This window comes from Glycomyces sp. TRM65418 (genome assembly GCF_019710475.1).
In the GTDB taxonomy this organism is placed as follows: domain Bacteria; phylum Actinomycetota; class Actinomycetes; order Mycobacteriales; family Micromonosporaceae; genus Glycomyces.
The window spans coordinates 754,494-769,752 of sequence record NZ_JAJFAX010000001.1 but is presented as its reverse complement, the minus strand read 5'-3'; the positions used below and the strand labels follow the sequence as shown (position 1 = coordinate 769,752).

Sequence of the window (15,259 nt, the reverse complement as noted above, 5' to 3'; positions counted from 1 at the left end):
CGTCTAGCGCGCCCAGAGCCAGATCTCGGAGCCCTTCGGATGCTCGCTGCCCGCGTCCAGGCTCTGGTCGAAGACCGTTCCCGTGAACCAGATCTGCGCGGTCTTCACCTCGAAGCCCAGGTCCTCCAGCTGCTCGGTCGCGTCGTCGATGTCCATGCCGACGACGTCGGGGACCTCGACGGGCTCGGGGCCCCGGCTCACCACGAGGTCCACGGTGTCGCCCTCGCCCGCGGGCGCGTCGGCCGCCGGGGTCTGCTCGATCACCGAGCCCTCGGCGATCGTGTCGCTGTAGCGCGGGGTCACCTCGCCGACCGCGAGGCCCTCGGCCTCGACGGCGTCGACCGCGTCGTCCTCGGCCATCCCCACGACGTCGGGCACGTTCAGCGGCGGGAACCCGTCGGAGACGTAGACCGTCACCGGCGTCCCGGCCTTCACCTGCTCGCCCGCGGCCGGGTCGGTCCGGACGACCTCGTTCGCCGGGAACTCGGTGCTGTACTCGCGCTCGATCGCGGTGAGCTCGTCGCCGGGCTCGACGCCGACCGCGGCGAGCGCGTCGATCGCCTCGTCCTCGCTCATCCCGGCCACGTTCGGCATCTGGTACTGCTCCGGGCCCAGCGAGATCACCACGGTGATCTGAGCGCCCCGCCGGATCCGCTCGCCCACGCCGGGCTCCTGGGAGACGACCTCCCCCAACGGCACGGTCGCGCTGTAGCCGTCCACGATCTCGACCTCGAAGCCCGCCTCCTCGGCGTACGCGGCGACGGTCTCGCGCGTCTGGTCCAGCAGCGACGGGGTGGAGGTGTACCGGCCGATGCCGACCCACCACCCGGCGGCCGCGACGCCGACGAGCAGCGCGGCGATGAGCGCCAGCGTCAGCATCGCCTTCCACGAGCGCCCGGTCCTCGGCGGCTCGACGACCATCGTGGTCTCCACGACCCGGGTCGGCCGCGGGACCTTCCCGGTGCTGCCGGGCGCCGGAGCGACGTCGATCGCCTGGAGCCGGCGCAGGAACGCCCCGGCGTCCACGGGCCGGGCCCCCGGGCGGCGCGCGGCCGCCGCGGTCACCAGGTCGGCGAGGCCGTCGGGCACGTCCGGGGTCTTCAGCCGCGGGGAGGGCACGTCCTCTTCGACGTGGCGGCGCGCCACGGCGCCCGAGTCGGGTCCGTCGAACGGGACCTCCCCGGTGAGCAGTTCGTAGAGGAGGATCGCGGTCGAGTAGACGTCGCTCGCGGTGGTGGCGGGCTTGCCGTTGACGAGTTCGGGCGCGACGTACGCGGCGGTCGCCACGAGCGGCCCGCCCGTGTCCCGGTCGCCGTGGACCGCTTCGGCCAGGCCGAAGTCCACCACTTTGACGCGGTCGCCCCGGCCGCCGTTCTTGAGGAGGATGTTCTCGGGCTTGATGTCCCGGTGGACGAGCCCGGCGTCGTGCGCGGCCTGGAGGCCGTCGAGGAGCTGCGCGCACAGCTCCACGGCCTCGTCGATCCGCAGGCGGCGGCGCCGGTTGAGCAGGTCCCGCAGCGTCGTGCCCGCCACGTACTCCATGACCACATAGGGCATCCCCTCGTGGACGCCCTGGTCGAACACGGCCACCACGTTCGGGTGCGAGAGCCGCGCGATGGTGCGCGCCTCGTCCGCGAAGGCCGTCATGTCGAACCCGGCCACGCCCCCCGCCGTGATCATCTTGACCGCGACGGTGCGGTCGAGGCGCTCGTCGTGCGCCTCGTAGACGTCGGCCATGCCGCCGCGCGCGATGAGCCGATCGAGCCGGTACCGCCCGTCGACGCGAGCGCCGGTCAGGTCCCCAGTCGTCGTTGTCAACCCGCACCTCCTCCACCTGGTGATCAGTGTAGGAGCTTCATACGACTCTCACAGGGCCTCGACACCGGGGACTCACGAAGCCATGTCCGACACAAGCGGTCCTCGCGTCACAGGAGCTCGGCGCCGGGGAAGTCGGGCTTGTCGGGCGCGACGACGCCGAGCCGCTTCGTCGCCCTGGTGAGCGCCACGTACAGGTTCCGCAGGCCCGACGCGGCGATCGCGTCCGGGTCGACCACGATCACGCTGTCGAACTCCAGTCCCTTGGCCTGCTTCACCGTGAGCACCGCGGCGCCGGCGACCCCCGAGAGCCCCGCCGCGCGCTCCGGCGTCGTCACGATCGCCACGCTGCCCTCGCCGACCGCGGCCTTCTCGGCGGCGACCAGCTCCTCGACCCTCCGGTCCAGGCCGTCGGCGGCGATCTCCAGCCACGGCCGGTGCCCCGACTCGCGCACCGAGCGCGGCCGGGCCGCCTCCACGTCGATCGCGTCGAGCACCCGCACCGCCACCTCCATGATCTCGGCGGGGGTCCGGTACGACACCGTCAGCTGCTCGGCGCGCCACGCGAGCCCCGAGTCGCCGAACACCTCGGCCCAGCTCGACGGCGCCTCTCCGCCCAGCGCCGCCGCCCCCGTGGCCTGCGCGAGGTCGCCGGCCACGGTGAACGACCGCGTCACGCACCGCCGCAGCAGGGCCCGCCACTCCATGGGGGACAGCTCCTGGGCCTCGTCGACGATCACGTGCCCGAAGATCCACCGCCGGTCCGCCGCCGCCCGCTCGGCGACCGACACGAACACGTCGTCCACCTGCCGCTCGCCGAGCCAGAACTCGTCGATGACGTCGGTGGCCTGCAGGATCTCCGACTCCTCGTCCTCGAAGTCGAACGAGGCCGAACCCGCCGCGATCGTGAGGACGTCCTGCGCGTAGGCGATCTGCTCGGCCGTCAGCCCGCCGCCGCGCTGCTGCACCTCGATCTCCCCGAGGTGCTCCGCCGCCTCGTCCAGCAGCGCCACGTCGGCCTCGCTCCAGCCGCCGGGCTCGCGCAGCAGCAGCGCGCGCTCCTCCTTCTTGAGCACCGCGGCCGCCGAGGCGATCCGCTCGCGCGAGGCGAACAGGTCCTCCAGCAGCTCCTGCGGCGTCAGCTCCGGCCACAGCACCTCGATCTGTCCCCGGATCACCGGGTCCGTCGCGATCTCGGCCGCGAGCTTCGCCCGGTCGTGCAGGCCCAGCAGGTTCTCCCCGCCCAGCGGGTCCTCGCCGATGATGTCCGCGTACTGCGTCGCCAGGTCCGCGATGACCCGCTTGTGGAAGGTCTCGCGGGCCTCGTTGTGCGGCAGCCCGGTCTCGCGCGCCGCGTCCCGCGCCGCCGTGATCTTCTCGGGCCGCAGGTACAGCTCGTGGCCCTCGTAGTCGATCGGGACCGGGTCCCGCGGCACGACCTGCCGGTCGGCGACGGCGCTGGCGATCACGCCGGCCATCACGGCCCGGCCCTTGACGGCCGCTACGGCGTCGGTCTCGGGCCGGTCGGCGACCACGCCGGGGAACAGCTGGGCGGGGGTGCGCAGCAGCACGTCGGTCTCGGCCAGGCCCGGCAGGACCTCCGAGATGTAGCGCAGGAACTGCTTGCCGGGGCCGATGATGAGCACGCCGCGGCGCTTGAGCTGCTCGCGGTGCTCGTACAGCAGGTAGGCGGCGCGGTGGAGGGCGACGGCGGTCTTGCCCGTGCCCGGCGCGCCGTCGACGATCATGACGCCCTCCAGGGGCGCGCGGATGATCCGGTCCTGCTCGGCCTGGATCGTCGCCACGATGTCCTGCATGGTGCCGGTGCGCGCGGCGTCGAGCGCGGCCATGAGCGCGCCCTCGGAGCCGATCGAGGAGCCCGACTCGCCCGCGGCCTCCAGGTCGAGGACCTCGTCGTTGACCGAGCGGATCCGCCGGCCCCTGGTGTGCAGGTGCCGGCGGCGGCGCACGCCCGCCGGGGCGGCGGCGGTCGCCAGGTAGAACCGGCGGCCCGCCTCGCTGCGCCAGTCCACCAGGAGCTGCTCGCCGCCCTCGGCGTGGACGCCGATGCGGCCCAGGTACATGGGGGCCTCGTCGCCGATGTAGTCGAGGCGCCCGAAGCACAGGCCCTCCTCGACGGCGTCGAGCTGGGCGATGCGCCGCCGGTGCAGGTGCGTCTCGGCGTCGCGCTGCGAGCGCTCCTGCTCGTTCTCCACGTGCTTGCGGCGGGATTCGTCGAGCCGTTCGGCGGCCTCGTCGCGGAGCCGGTCGAGGCGCGCGTAGAGCCCGTTCAGCCGGGCCTGCTCGTATTGGACCGCCTGGTTGACGTTGATGGCAGCGGACACGGCTCTCCTCGGATGCGGAGCGGATGGATGCAGAGTGAGGACGTGCGCGGGAACGCCCGGGCGCTGCGAAGGATCAGCTTGCCAGCGCGCCGAGGCCGTGCAATGGCGCAACTGAAAAAGCTTAGCGCTCGCGGGGCCCCTCCGTCTCGTCCCGGACGCGAACGTGACCGTCCGCTCGCACACTTGATGGGCTCCATTGTCTTCACATCCGCCGTCACGCTATGTGAACATTGATAACGCACCTATAACGAGCAATTGACCTGGTACTCACGTCCCATTAGGGTTAGCCCGTTATAGCTCGGCGACGGCGTGACTGGAGTGAACGAGCAATGGTCAAAGAACGAGTGATCAGAGAGAACTGGGGGACCAGAGTCGGGTTTATCCTGGCCGCCATCGGTTCGGCGGTCGGACTCGGCAACATCTGGCGCTTCCCCGGCGTCGCCTACGAGAACGGCGGCGGCGCCTTCATGGTGCCGTACCTGGTGGCCCTGCTGACGGCGGGTATCCCGCTGCTCATCATGGAGTTCACCATCGGGCGGCGCTACAAGGGGTCGGCGCCCGTGGCGTTCCGCCGCCTGAACAAGAACCTGGAATTCGTGGGCTGGTGGCAGGTGGCCATCTGCATCGTGATCGCGGCCTACTACGCGGTCATCATCGCCTGGGCCGCCATGTACGCCTTCTTCGCGATCGGTCAGACCTGGGGCGAGGACCCGGCGACGTTCCTGTTCGTCGACTTCCTCGGCAACGGGAACGTCGACGCCACCACCTTGGCGTTCAGCGACTTCGGCGAATGGGTGCCCAACCTGACGCTGGTGCTGGCCGCGGTCTGGATCGTGACGCTCCTGGTGATCGGCGCCGGTGTCCGCAAGGGCATCGAGAGCACCGCGAAGGTGTTCATCCCGCTGCTGGTCGTCATGTTCGGCGTCCTCGTCGTCCAGGCGCTGACGCTCGACGGCGCCACCGCCGGCCTCGACGCGTTCTTCACGCCGGACTGGGACCAGCTCACGAACTCGACGGTGTGGGTCTCGGCCTACGGCCAGATCTTCTTCTCGCTGTCGGTCGGCTTCGGCATCATGATCACGTACGCGTCGTATCTGAAGCGCAAGTCCGACATCACCACGTCGGCGTTCACCGTCGGCCTCGCGAACTCCTCGTTCGAGCTGCTCGCCGGCATCGGCGTGTTCTCGGTGCTGGGCTTCATGGCGCTGCAGTCGGGGACGCCCATCGACGAGCAGGTCAGCACGGGCGTCGGCCTGGCGTTCGTGGCCTTCCCGGCGATCATCAACACGCTGCCGTACGCGGCGGGCCTGTTCGGGACGCTGTTCTTCGGGTGCCTGGTCATCGCGGGCTTCACCTCGCTGGTCAGCATCGTGCAGGTGCCCGTGGCCGCCGTCGAGGACCGCTTCGGCCTGAGCCGCCTGCAGGGCACGATCTTCATCGGCGGGGCCATCGCGCTGCTGTCGATCGTGCTGTTCCCGGCCACGAACGGCCTGATGCTGCTCGACACCGCCGACAGCTTCATCAACAGCTACGGCATCGCCGTGGCCGCGCTGATCAGCATCATCGGCGTCGTCTGGCTCGCCTGGAAGTGGGCCGAGCTGCGCGAGAACGCCAACCGCACGTCCATCTTCAAGATCGGCCACCTGTGGCTCGTCTGCCTCGGCGTGGTCACCCCGCTGATCCTCGGCTGGATGCTGGTCGACAACATCCGCACGACCATCGACAACGAGGCGGGCGTCGACTCGGCCACGCTCACCTACGGGTGGACCGTGGCGGGCGGTGCGCTCGTGCTCGGCGTCCTGATCGCGCTCGTCCTGCGCCGCAAGGACGTGCCCGTGCTCGTGGACGAGGCCGAAGCCGAAGCCGAGGCCGAGGCCACCCTGACCGGCGGGAAGGAGGACACCCAATGAGCGGAAGCGCAGTGGCGATGATGATCGTCGCGATCGTCGTCATCTTCGGGGGCCTGGTCGTCTCGGCGATCACCCTCATGACCCACCCTGAGCAGTCCGACGAATGACCGCCCGAGAAGGGGCCGATCCCCCGGATCGGCCCCTTCTCGCTGCGGCCCCCTCCGCAACACGAACGACAGGACACTTCCGCATGACCACGAGAGAGACCTGGGGGACCCGGGCCGGGTTCATCCTGGCCGCGGCCGGATCCGCCATCGGCCTGGGGAACATCTGGCGCTTCCCCGGCGAGGCCTACGAGTTCGGCGGCGGCGCCTTCCTGCTGCCGTACCTGTTCGCGATCCTCACCGCGGGCATCCCGCTGCTGCTGCTCGAGTACACGATCGGCCGCAAATACCAGTCGGGCCCGCCTTCGGCCTTCCGGGCGCTGTACCGGCCCGCCGAGGGCATCGGCTGGTGGCAGAACGGCATCGCGTTCTTCCTGGCGACCTTCTACGCCGTCATCATCGCCTGGGCCCTCTGCTACGTCTTCTTCGCGCCCGGCATGGCCTGGGGCGACGACGCGGGGGCGTTCTTCGGCGGCGAGTTCCTCCAGGCGGGGGAGCCGCTGGACTTCTTCGAGTACCGGCCGATCATGATGGCGGCCCTGGCCGCGGTCTGGGCGCTGGTGCTCCTCATCATGGCCGGCGGCGTCCGCAAGGGCGTCGAGCTGGCCAACCGCATCTGCATCCCCCTGCTGGTGGTCCTGTTCGGCGCCATCGTGGTCCGCGCGCTGACGCTCGACGGCGCGGCCGACGGCCTGGACGCGTTCTTCACGCCGCAGTGGGACAAGATCGGCGACTACGAGATCTGGCTCGCCGCTTACGGGCAGGTGTTCTTCTCCCTGTCGATCGGCATGGGCACGATGATCGCCTACTCCTCCTATCTGCGCAAGCGCAGCGAGCTGTCGACGACGGCCGTGACGGTGGGCTTCGCGAACTCCTCATTCGAGCTGCTGGCCGGCATCGGCGTGTTCGCGGTGCTCGGCTTCATGTCGAGCGAGAGCGGCGCCCCGATCGACGAGCTGGTCGGCACCGGCGGCGGCGTCGCGTTCGTGACGTTCCCGACGATCCTCAGCCAGATGCCGGGCGGGGCGTTCATCGGCGTGCTGTTCTTCGCGACGCTGGTCGTCGCGGGCATCTCGTCCCTGATCTCGATGGTGATCGTGCCGTTCAGCTCCTTCGAGGACCGTTTCGGCTGGACCCGGAAGAAGAGCGTCCTGGTGCTGGGCGTGCCGATGGCGGCGTTCTCGCTGCTGATCTACCCGACCTCCAACGGCTCGTCGATGGTCGACGCGGTGGACTTCGCCGTCTCCGGCTACGGCCTGGTGCTCGGCGGCCTCGCCACGATCGTGCTGGCCTTCGCCACGGGCAAGATCAAGTCCCTCGCGGCCGAGGCGAACCGCACGTCGATGCTCAAGCTCGGCACCGTCTGGTACGCGTGCCTGGCGCTGACCTCGGTGGTGCTGGTCTACACGCTCTTCCGGAGCGTCCAGGGCCAGATCGCCGACCTCTCCGACCCCGCTGTGGCGAACGAGCTCATCTACATCAACTGGGGCGTCGGCGGGGCCATGATCCTGTTCGGCGTCGTGATGACCGTGGTGCTCTACCGCCGTCCGCTCCCCGAGCGGGTCGAGGAGGAGGCCTCCGCGCCCGTCTGACCGATCGATCCCTCGCCGGTGGCCGCACACGATCCGTGTGCGGCCACTGTCGTTCGGCGGACTCATCCAGATTCGCGCGATAGCTGCGCTCCCACCCCTTGTGTCGCCCCGACTTAACTGTTAGTTTCCTTTCTAATTCAGTTCATCGAACCTCATCGATCCGCTGAAGCCCCGCTGACCCATCGTCGATAGGAGACGAAGATGCGCCGATCGCGCAAAATCATCCTGTCCATCGTCGGCGCCGCGACCCTCGCGGTGTCGGCGTCCATGGCGGCCCTGGCCTGGGGCCACGGCTACGCCTCCGACCCGCCGAGCCGCTCGGCCCTGTGCGCGAGCGGCGACGTCGCGAACTGCGGCGCCATCTCCTACGAACCCCAGAGCGTCGAGGGGCCCAAGGGCTTCCCCGCCACCGGTCCCGCCGACGGCGAGATCTGCTCCGCCGGGAACGACGCGTTCGCCGAACTCGACGACCCGCGCGGCGGCAACTGGCCCACCACCGCGGTGAACCCCGGTCCCCGCACCTTCACCTGGACGATGACCGTCGGGCACGCCACGGCGACCTTCGACTACTACCTCACCAACGACCGCTACGATCCGACGCGGCCGCTCACCCGCGACATGCTCGACCTCCGGCCCTTCGCCTCCTTCGCGATGGGCGGCGCCCGACCCGGCCACGAGATGAGCCACCAGGTCACGCTGCCCCAGCGCAGCGGACAGCAGCTGATCCTCAGCGTCTGGAACATCGCCGACACCGCGAACGCGTTCTACTCCTGCATCGACGTCGACTTCGGCGGCGGGAACGGCGGCGGCGAGACCCCGACGACCGGCACGCCCACCGGCGAACCGACCGGCGGCCCCGGCTGCGACGCCGCCGCCTGGGACGCCGGAGCCGTCTACACCGCGGGCGACGAGGTCACCCACGGCGGCGTCGCCTACCGCGCCGCCTGGTGGACCACCGGCGAAGAACCCGGCACCACCGGCGAGTGGGGCGTGTGGAGGTCGACCGCCGCCTGCTGACCCGACCGACCTCGGCCACGGGCCGCCCCGACCGCGCGGGGCGGCCCGTGGCGCGTATCTCCCTTGACCCGGCTCCGAAGACCGCATTACCCTTGACGCGTCCTTGTTCCCGACGTCAGGCACGCACTTGAAGCTCTAGATCGCAGACATCGCGCCAACACGTCTCTGCGCACGTGTCCGGTGTGTCTTCGATCGAGAGGGTGCCCGTCTCCTGGAAACAGTCCAGTCGGGAGGTCTCCTTTTCCGCCGTTCCGGCGCGATGTCTCTCATGTCGATTCCGTTCCACATCGCACTTGAGAGAAGGTCCATGACCACCTACATCAACGTCCAGCAGCTCCGCTTCTCATGGCCCGAGGGCGACCGCGTCTTCGACGGCGTGGACGTCGTGTTCTCCGACGGGCGCACGGCCCTCGTCGGCGACAACGGCGCCGGCAAGTCCACGCTGCTGCGCCTCGCGGCCGGGCTCCTCAAGCCCGAATCGGGCTCGATCACCGCCTCCGGGCTCATCGAGTACCTGCCCCAGGAGCTGCCGCTCCGCTTGGGCGACACCGTGGCCGACCTGCTCGGCATCGCCGGCCGGCGGCGCGCGCTGGCCGCCATCGAGGCCGGGGACGCCGACGAGGCCCATTTCGACGTCATCGGCGACGACTGGGACTTCCTCGACCGCTCCCGCGTGGCCCTGGACGAGCTCGGCCTCGACCACGTCGACTTCGACCGGACCGTCGGCACGCTCTCCGGCGGCGAGTCCATGCTCGTAGGCCTGGCCGGGAAGCTCGTGCGCCGCCCGGACGTGCTGCTCCTCGACGAACCGTCGAACAACCTCGACGGCTCCGCGAGAAGCCGCCTCTACCAGGCGATCCGGCGGTTCGGCGGCACGCTCGTGGTCGTCAGCCACGACCGCGCCCTCCTCGAGCACGTCGACGCCGTGGCCGAGCTCTACCAAGGCCGCATCCGCGTCTTCGAGGGCAACTACAGCGCCTACGAGCAGGTGATCCTCGCCGAGCAGGAGGCCGCCGCGCGCGCCGTGCGCGACGCGAAGCAGGACCTCACCCGCCAGAAGAAGGAGCTCGTCGCCGCCCGCGTCCAGGGCGACAAGGGCGCCGCCTCCTGGCGTCGCGAGCGCGACCGCGGCGGGACGCCGAAGATCGTGCTGAACGGCAAGAAGAACGCCGGGGAGGTCAGCAGCGCCAAGGTCCTCAACGCGAAGCTCGACGACGTCGCCGAGGCGCGCGACCGCCTCGACGAGGCCGAGGAGCGCCTGCGCGACGACGGCGCCATCAACGTGGACCTGCCCGAGACGAGCGTCTCGACCCACCGCGACATCGTCATCCTCAAAGGACTCCAGGTGAACGGCCTCTACGGGGACGGCCTGGACCTCCACATCCGGGGCCCGGAGCGGATCGCGATCACCGGGGACAACGGCTCGGGGAAGACCACGTTGCTGCGGGCGATCGCCGACGCCGCCCGCGTCCCGCACGGCTTCCTCACGCAGCGGCTCGAACTGCTCGACGAGGAGGCGAGCGTGCTCGACAACGTGCGCGCCGCGGCCCCCGCCGCCGACGAGTCGCTCCTGCGGACGCGCTTGGCGCGCTTCGGGATGCGCCGCCGGGCGGTCTTCCAGCAGGTGGGGACGCTCTCGGGCGGCCAGCGTCTGCGGGCGGCGCTGGCGCGGGTGCTCTCGTCGCAGCCCGCGCCGCAGCTGCTCATGCTCGACGAGCCGACGAACAACCTGGACATGTCCTCGATCCGGCAGCTCCAGCAGGCGCTCACCGCGTTCGAGGGCGCGCTGGTGGTCGTGAGCCACGACGAGACCTTCCTCGACGGGCTCGGCCTGACGCGCCGCGTCGCCCTCGAACGGGGGGCGGGGGTCGCGTCGGACACGCCGGTGGCGGCATGAGCCGAGATGCCGGGAGGACGGCGTCGGCGGACCGATACTGGGTACTCACCGGGACCGTCGAAGGAGCGCCGATGCCGTCTTTCCGAACCACCGCGACCGCCGTCGCAGCCCCCGTCGTCCTCGTCGCCGCCCTGGCCGGGTGCGGCGACGGCGCCGACGACGCCGACGACGCCGTCGACCTGGACGAGTCGCTGGCCGCGACGCTCATGGTCACCGACACGTGGGGCGGCGTCCACCCGATCGCCGGCGGCGAGGCCGATGTCGACGCCGACGCCGGCACGTCCGTGAGCCTCAGCGCCGCCGGTCTCGGCCCCGGCCTCGAGTACACGGCGCACGTCCACGACGGCCTCTGCGCCGACAACCCTCCCGGCGGGGGCCACTGGCTCGCCGACCCCTCGGGGGAGGACGCGCCGGGGAACATCGTCCAGCTGAGCTTCACCACCGACGCCGACGGCGCGGGCGCCACCGAGGTCGCGAGCGACCTCGCCCTCGACGACCGGGCGAAGAGCATCGTCGTGCACGTCCCCGAGTCGGAGGCCCAGGCCCACGGCTCCGAGTCCGACCGCGTGCTGTGCGGCGACCTGAAGGCCGCCTGAGTCCGACGGCGGTCACTGCCGCGGTTAATGCATGGCGATCCGGGGGCGCGCCCGCGTATCCTTCAGATCGTCATGCCCAGCAGCGCCTCTAACTCCCGTACCAGTCTGCGCGAGCGCGTCTTCGCGCTGCGCACGGCCGATCAGCGTACGCTCCGCCGCCGCCTGCGGGAAGCCCGCGAACTCGACGGCCCCGCCCGCACCGAGGCCTTCGCGAAGCTCGAAGCCGACGTCGAGCGCAAGGAGGCCGCGCTCGCGGCCCGCGCCGCAGGCGTCCCGAAGATCGTCTACCCCGAAGCGCTGCCCGTCTCGCAGCGCAAGGACGACATCCTCGAAGCGATCCGCGACCACCAGGTCGTCATCATCGCGGGTGAGACCGGCTCGGGCAAGACCACGCAGATCCCGAAGATCTGCCTCGAACTCGGCCGCGGCGTGCGCGGCATGATCGGCCACACGCAGCCGCGGCGCATCGCCGCCCGCGCGGTCGCCGAGCGCATCGCCGAGGAGCTGCACTCGCCGCTCGGCGAGGCCGTCGGCTGGAAGGTCCGCTTCACCGACCAGGTGTCGGACGCGAGCTACGTGAAGCTCATGACCGACGGCATCCTGCTCACCGAGCTCCAGCACGACCGGCTCCTGAGCGCCTACGACACGATCATCATCGACGAGGCCCACGAGCGCAGCCTCAACATCGACTTCATCCTCGGCTGCCTGCGGCAGATCCTCCCCAAGCGCCCCGACCTGAAGGTCATCGTCACCTCGGCGACCATCGACCCCGAGCGCTTCGCGAACCACTTCGCCTCCGAGTCCGGCCCGGCCCCGATCCTGGAGGTCTCCGGCCGCACCTACCCCGTCGAGATCCGCTACCGGCCGCTGCAGGGCGAGGACGGCGAGGAGGACCGCGACCAGATCGACGGCATCCTCGACGCCGTCAACGAGCTCTCCCGCGCCGGGGACGGCGACATCCTCGTCTTCCTCTCCGGCGAGCAGGAGATCCGCGACACCGCCGACGCGCTCGAGAAGGCGAAGCTCCGGCACACCGAGATCCTGCCGCTGTACGCGCGCCTGTCCGCCCAGGAGCAGCACCGGGTGTTCTCCTCCCACACCGGCCGCCGGATCATCCTCTCCACCAACGTCGCCGAGACCTCCCTGACGGTGCCGGGCATCCGCTACGTCGTCGACGCCGGGTACGCGCGGATCTCCCGCTACTCGGCGCGCACCAAGGTCCAGCGCCTCCCGATCGAGCGCATCAGCCAGGCCAGCGCCAACCAGCGCGCGGGCCGCTGCGGCCGCGTCGCCGACGGCATCTGCATCCGCCTCTACTCCGAAGAGGACTTCCTCTCCCGCCCGGAGTTCACCGACGCGGAGATCCTGCGCACCAACCTCGCGAGCGTCATCCTGCAGATGACCGCCGCGAAGCTCGGCCGCGTCGAGACCTTCCCGTTCGTCGACGCGCCCGACTCGCGCAACATCAAGGACGGCATGGACCTCCTGGTGGAGCTCGGCGCCCTCGAAGACGTGCGCGCCGGCGAGCGGCGCCTGACGAAGGCCGGGCGCGACATCGCGCGGCTGCCGATCGACCCGCGACTGGCCCGGATGATCCTCCAGGCCCGCGAGGAGGGCTGCGTCCACGCCGTCGCGGTCATCACCGCCGCGATGTCCATCCAGGACCCGAAGGAGCGTCCGGCGGACAAGCGGGCCCAGGCCGACCAGTCCCACGCCCGCTTCAACGACCCCGACTCCGACTTCTCGGCGTACCTCAACCTGTGGCGGTACCTGGAGGACGAGCGGCGCTCGCGCTCGTCGAGCTCGTTCCGGCGCATGTGCAAGCAGGAGTACCTGCATTACCTGCGCATCCGCGAGTGGCAGGACCTGGTGCGCCAGATCCTGGGCGTCCTCAAGAGCCTGAAGATCCCCGTCGAATCGCCCGACGCCGCCCCCGACCCCAAACGCGTCCACACCGCCCTCCTGGCCGGGCTCCTCTCGCACATCGGCGTCAAAGAGGGCGACACGCGCGAATACCTCGGCGGCCGGAACGCCAAGTTCGCGATCTTCCCGGGCTCGGGCCTGGCCAAGAAGCAGCCGCGCTGGGTCGTCGCGGGCGAGCTCGTGGAGACCAGCCGCCTGTGGGGCCGCGTATGCGCCAAGATCGAACCCGAATGGGTCGAGCCGCTCGCCGAGCACCTGCTGAAGCGCTCCTACTCCGAGCCGCACTGGTCGAAGAAGGCCGGCGCGGTGCTCGCGTTCGAGCGCGTCACGCTCTACGGCGTCCCGATCGTCGCCCGCCGCAAGGTCAACTTCGGACGCATCGACGTCGAGACGAGCCGCGAGCTGTTCATCCGCCACGCCCTCGTCCAGGGCGAGTGGGAGACCCACCACAAGTTCCTGGCCCGCAACCTCGAGAAGATCAGCGAGGTCGAGGACCTGGAGAACCGGGTGCGCCGCCGGGGCCTGCTCGCCGACGAGCAGACCCTGTTCGACTTCTACGACGAGCGGCTCCCGGCCGACATCGTCTCCGGACGCCACTTCGACTCCTGGTGGAAGAAGCAGCCGGACAAGACCCTCCTCGACTTCGACGAGTCGCTCCTCCTCGGCGACCGCGCCGAAGACGTCGAGGCCGACTCCTACCCCGAGGTGTGGACCTCCGAGGGCGCCGACCTCGAACTCGACTACGAGTTCGAGCCCGGCTCGGCCCGGGACGGCGTCACCGTCGCCGTCCCGCTCCCGGCCCTGCAGCAGCTCGACCAGGACGCCTTCACCTGGCAGGTCCCGGGCCTTCGCGCCGACTTCGCCGAGGCCCTCATCAAGAGCCTGCCCAAGTCCCTGCGCCGCAGCTTCGTGCCCGCGCCCGACTTCGCGAAGGCCGCCGTCGCGCGCATGGCGCCCGCGCCGGGCCGCCCGATGATGGCCGCGCTCGCTGACACGTTGAAGGCCATGACCGGCGTCCACGTCCCCGAGGACGCGTTCGACCTGACGAAGGTGCCCGGGCACCTCCTCATGACCTTCCAGGTGAAGGCCGAGGACGGCTCGGTCGTCGCCGAGGGCAAGGAGCTCGGGGCGCTGCAGCGCCAGCTCGCCCCCAAGACCCAGGAGGCCGCGGCCGAGGCCTTCGACCTCGAGCGCACCGGCCTGACCTCGTGGGACTTCGAGGAGCTGCCGAAGCTCCACGAGACCCCGCGCAAGGGCTACACCGCCAAGGCCTACCCGGCCCTCGTCGACGAAGGGAAGTCGGTGGGCGTCAAGGCCTTCCCCGACCCGTCGTCGCAGGCCGCGAACATGTGGGCGGGCACCCGCCGCCTGCTGCGCCTGAACACCCCGGACCCGCATCTCAAAGCGGCCCTGACGAGGAACGAGCAGCTCGCGCTCGCCACCGGCCCCTACGCGAACGTCGACGCGCTCCTGGCCGACTGCGTGCGCACCGTCCTCGACAAGGTCCTCATCGAAGGCGGCGGCCCCGCCTGGGACCGCGCGGGTTTCGAGGCGCTGCTCAAGCGCGCCCGGCCCGAGGTCGCCGGCGAGTCCCCGGCCGTGGCCCGCAAGGCCGCCGCGATCCTCACCGAGACCCGCGAGGCCGCCCGCCTCCTCGAAGGCAAGTTCGACTTCACGATGCTCGCGGCCATGAGCGACATGCGCCGCCAGCTCGACGCGCTCGTCGGCGCCGAGGGCTTCATCGGCGCGACCGGCTGGTGGCGCCTGGACGACCTGCACCGCTACGTCAAGGGCATCGCCTACCGCGCGAAGCGCGTGCGTGCCGACGTCGCGGGGGACCAGGGCAAGATGGACGTCGTCCACTCCCTCGAGGCCGCCCGGGACGCGCTCGCGCGCTCCCGCCCGGCCGCGCTCCGCTCCGGCGAGGGCCGCGAGGTCCGCTGGATGCTCGAAGAACTGCGGATCAGCTTCTTCGCCCAGCAGCTCGGCACCCGCTACCAGGTCAGCGAGAAGCGCATCAGAAAGCTCCTGCAGTCCCTCTGACGCGGGATCGGGGGCCT

General features: G+C 70.8%; 9 protein-coding genes. 7 read left to right on the top strand and 2 right to left on the bottom strand.

All coding sequences use genetic code 11. The annotated features are described in order from the left end of the window. Positions 1-3 precede the first annotated feature (3 nt). Together K3N28_RS03540 and K3N28_RS03535 are read right to left on the bottom strand one after the other, a co-directional pair. The gene (locus K3N28_RS03540; protein WP_228091092.1) at positions 4-1,818 is read right to left on the bottom strand and encodes a Stk1 family PASTA domain-containing Ser/Thr kinase; all 1,815 of its coding nucleotides are present in this window, start codon (positions 1,816-1,818) and stop codon (positions 4-6) included. A gap of 107 nt (positions 1,819-1,925) precedes the next feature. Further along, positions 1,926-4,160: an ATP-binding domain-containing protein gene (locus tag K3N28_RS03535; protein ID WP_228091091.1), complete on the bottom strand. Its 2,235-nt coding sequence runs from the start codon at positions 4,158-4,160 to the stop codon at positions 1,926-1,928. A 329-nt stretch (positions 4,161-4,489) separates the two neighbouring features. On the opposite strand from K3N28_RS03535, the gene K3N28_RS03530 reads away from it, so the two are divergent. The 7 genes from K3N28_RS03530 (at position 4,490) to hrpA (ending at position 15,242) form a co-directional block, all read left to right on the top strand. Further along, positions 4,490-6,070 (top strand): sodium-dependent transporter, encoded by a 1,581-nt coding sequence (locus K3N28_RS03530; RefSeq protein WP_228091090.1) that lies wholly within the window; start codon positions 4,490-4,492, stop codon positions 6,068-6,070. Next, a complete protein-coding gene (locus K3N28_RS03525) occupies positions 6,067-6,177 on the top strand; it encodes a methionine/alanine import family NSS transporter small subunit (RefSeq protein ID WP_228091089.1) in 111 nt (36 codons plus the stop codon). Before K3N28_RS03530 ends, K3N28_RS03525 begins: the two co-directional genes overlap by 4 nt. Before the next feature lie 83 nt (positions 6,178-6,260). Then, on the top strand, positions 6,261-7,766 hold the full coding sequence (locus K3N28_RS03520; RefSeq protein ID WP_228091088.1) for a sodium-dependent transporter: 1,506 nt from the start codon (positions 6,261-6,263) through the stop codon (positions 7,764-7,766). 201 nt (positions 7,767-7,967) lie between these two features. Next, complete coding sequence (locus tag K3N28_RS03515; RefSeq protein WP_228091087.1) at positions 7,968-8,783, top strand: lytic polysaccharide monooxygenase; 816 nt, start codon at positions 7,968-7,970, stop codon at positions 8,781-8,783. A gap of 307 nt (positions 8,784-9,090) precedes the next feature. Beyond that, complete coding sequence (locus tag K3N28_RS03510; RefSeq protein ID WP_228091086.1) at positions 9,091-10,680, top strand: ABC-F family ATP-binding cassette domain-containing protein; 1,590 nt, start codon at positions 9,091-9,093, stop codon at positions 10,678-10,680. A gap of 71 nt (positions 10,681-10,751) precedes the next feature. Further along, positions 10,752-11,276 (top strand): hypothetical protein, encoded by a 525-nt coding sequence (locus K3N28_RS03505; RefSeq protein ID WP_228091085.1) that lies wholly within the window; start codon positions 10,752-10,754, stop codon positions 11,274-11,276. 72 nt (positions 11,277-11,348) lie between these two features. Beyond that, positions 11,349-15,242 carry an ATP-dependent RNA helicase HrpA gene (hrpA, locus tag K3N28_RS03500; RefSeq protein ID WP_228091084.1) on the top strand — a complete coding sequence of 1,298 codons (3,894 nt, stop codon included), beginning with the start codon at positions 11,349-11,351 and terminating at the stop codon, positions 15,240-15,242. Positions 15,243-15,259: the final 17 nt, after the last annotated feature.

Bases quoted from the DNA above. Each gene is read 5' to 3' on its own strand.
- K3N28_RS03525 (WP_228091089.1), top strand. From the start codon at position 6,067: ATGAGCGGAAGCGCAGTGGCGATGATGATCGTCGCGATCGTCGTCATC.
- K3N28_RS03530 (WP_228091090.1), top strand. From the start codon at position 4,490: ATGGTCAAAGAACGAGTGATCAGAGAGAACTGGGGGACCAGAGTCGGG.
- K3N28_RS03515 (WP_228091087.1), top strand. From the start codon at position 7,968: ATGCGCCGATCGCGCAAAATCATCCTGTCCATCGTCGGCGCCGCGACC.
- K3N28_RS03510 (WP_228091086.1), top strand. From the start codon at position 9,091: ATGACCACCTACATCAACGTCCAGCAGCTCCGCTTCTCATGGCCCGAG.
- hrpA (WP_228091084.1), top strand. From the start codon at position 11,349: ATGCCCAGCAGCGCCTCTAACTCCCGTACCAGTCTGCGCGAGCGCGTC.
- K3N28_RS03505 (WP_228091085.1), top strand. From the start codon at position 10,752: ATGCCGTCTTTCCGAACCACCGCGACCGCCGTCGCAGCCCCCGTCGTC.
- K3N28_RS03520 (WP_228091088.1), top strand. From the start codon at position 6,261: ATGACCACGAGAGAGACCTGGGGGACCCGGGCCGGGTTCATCCTGGCC.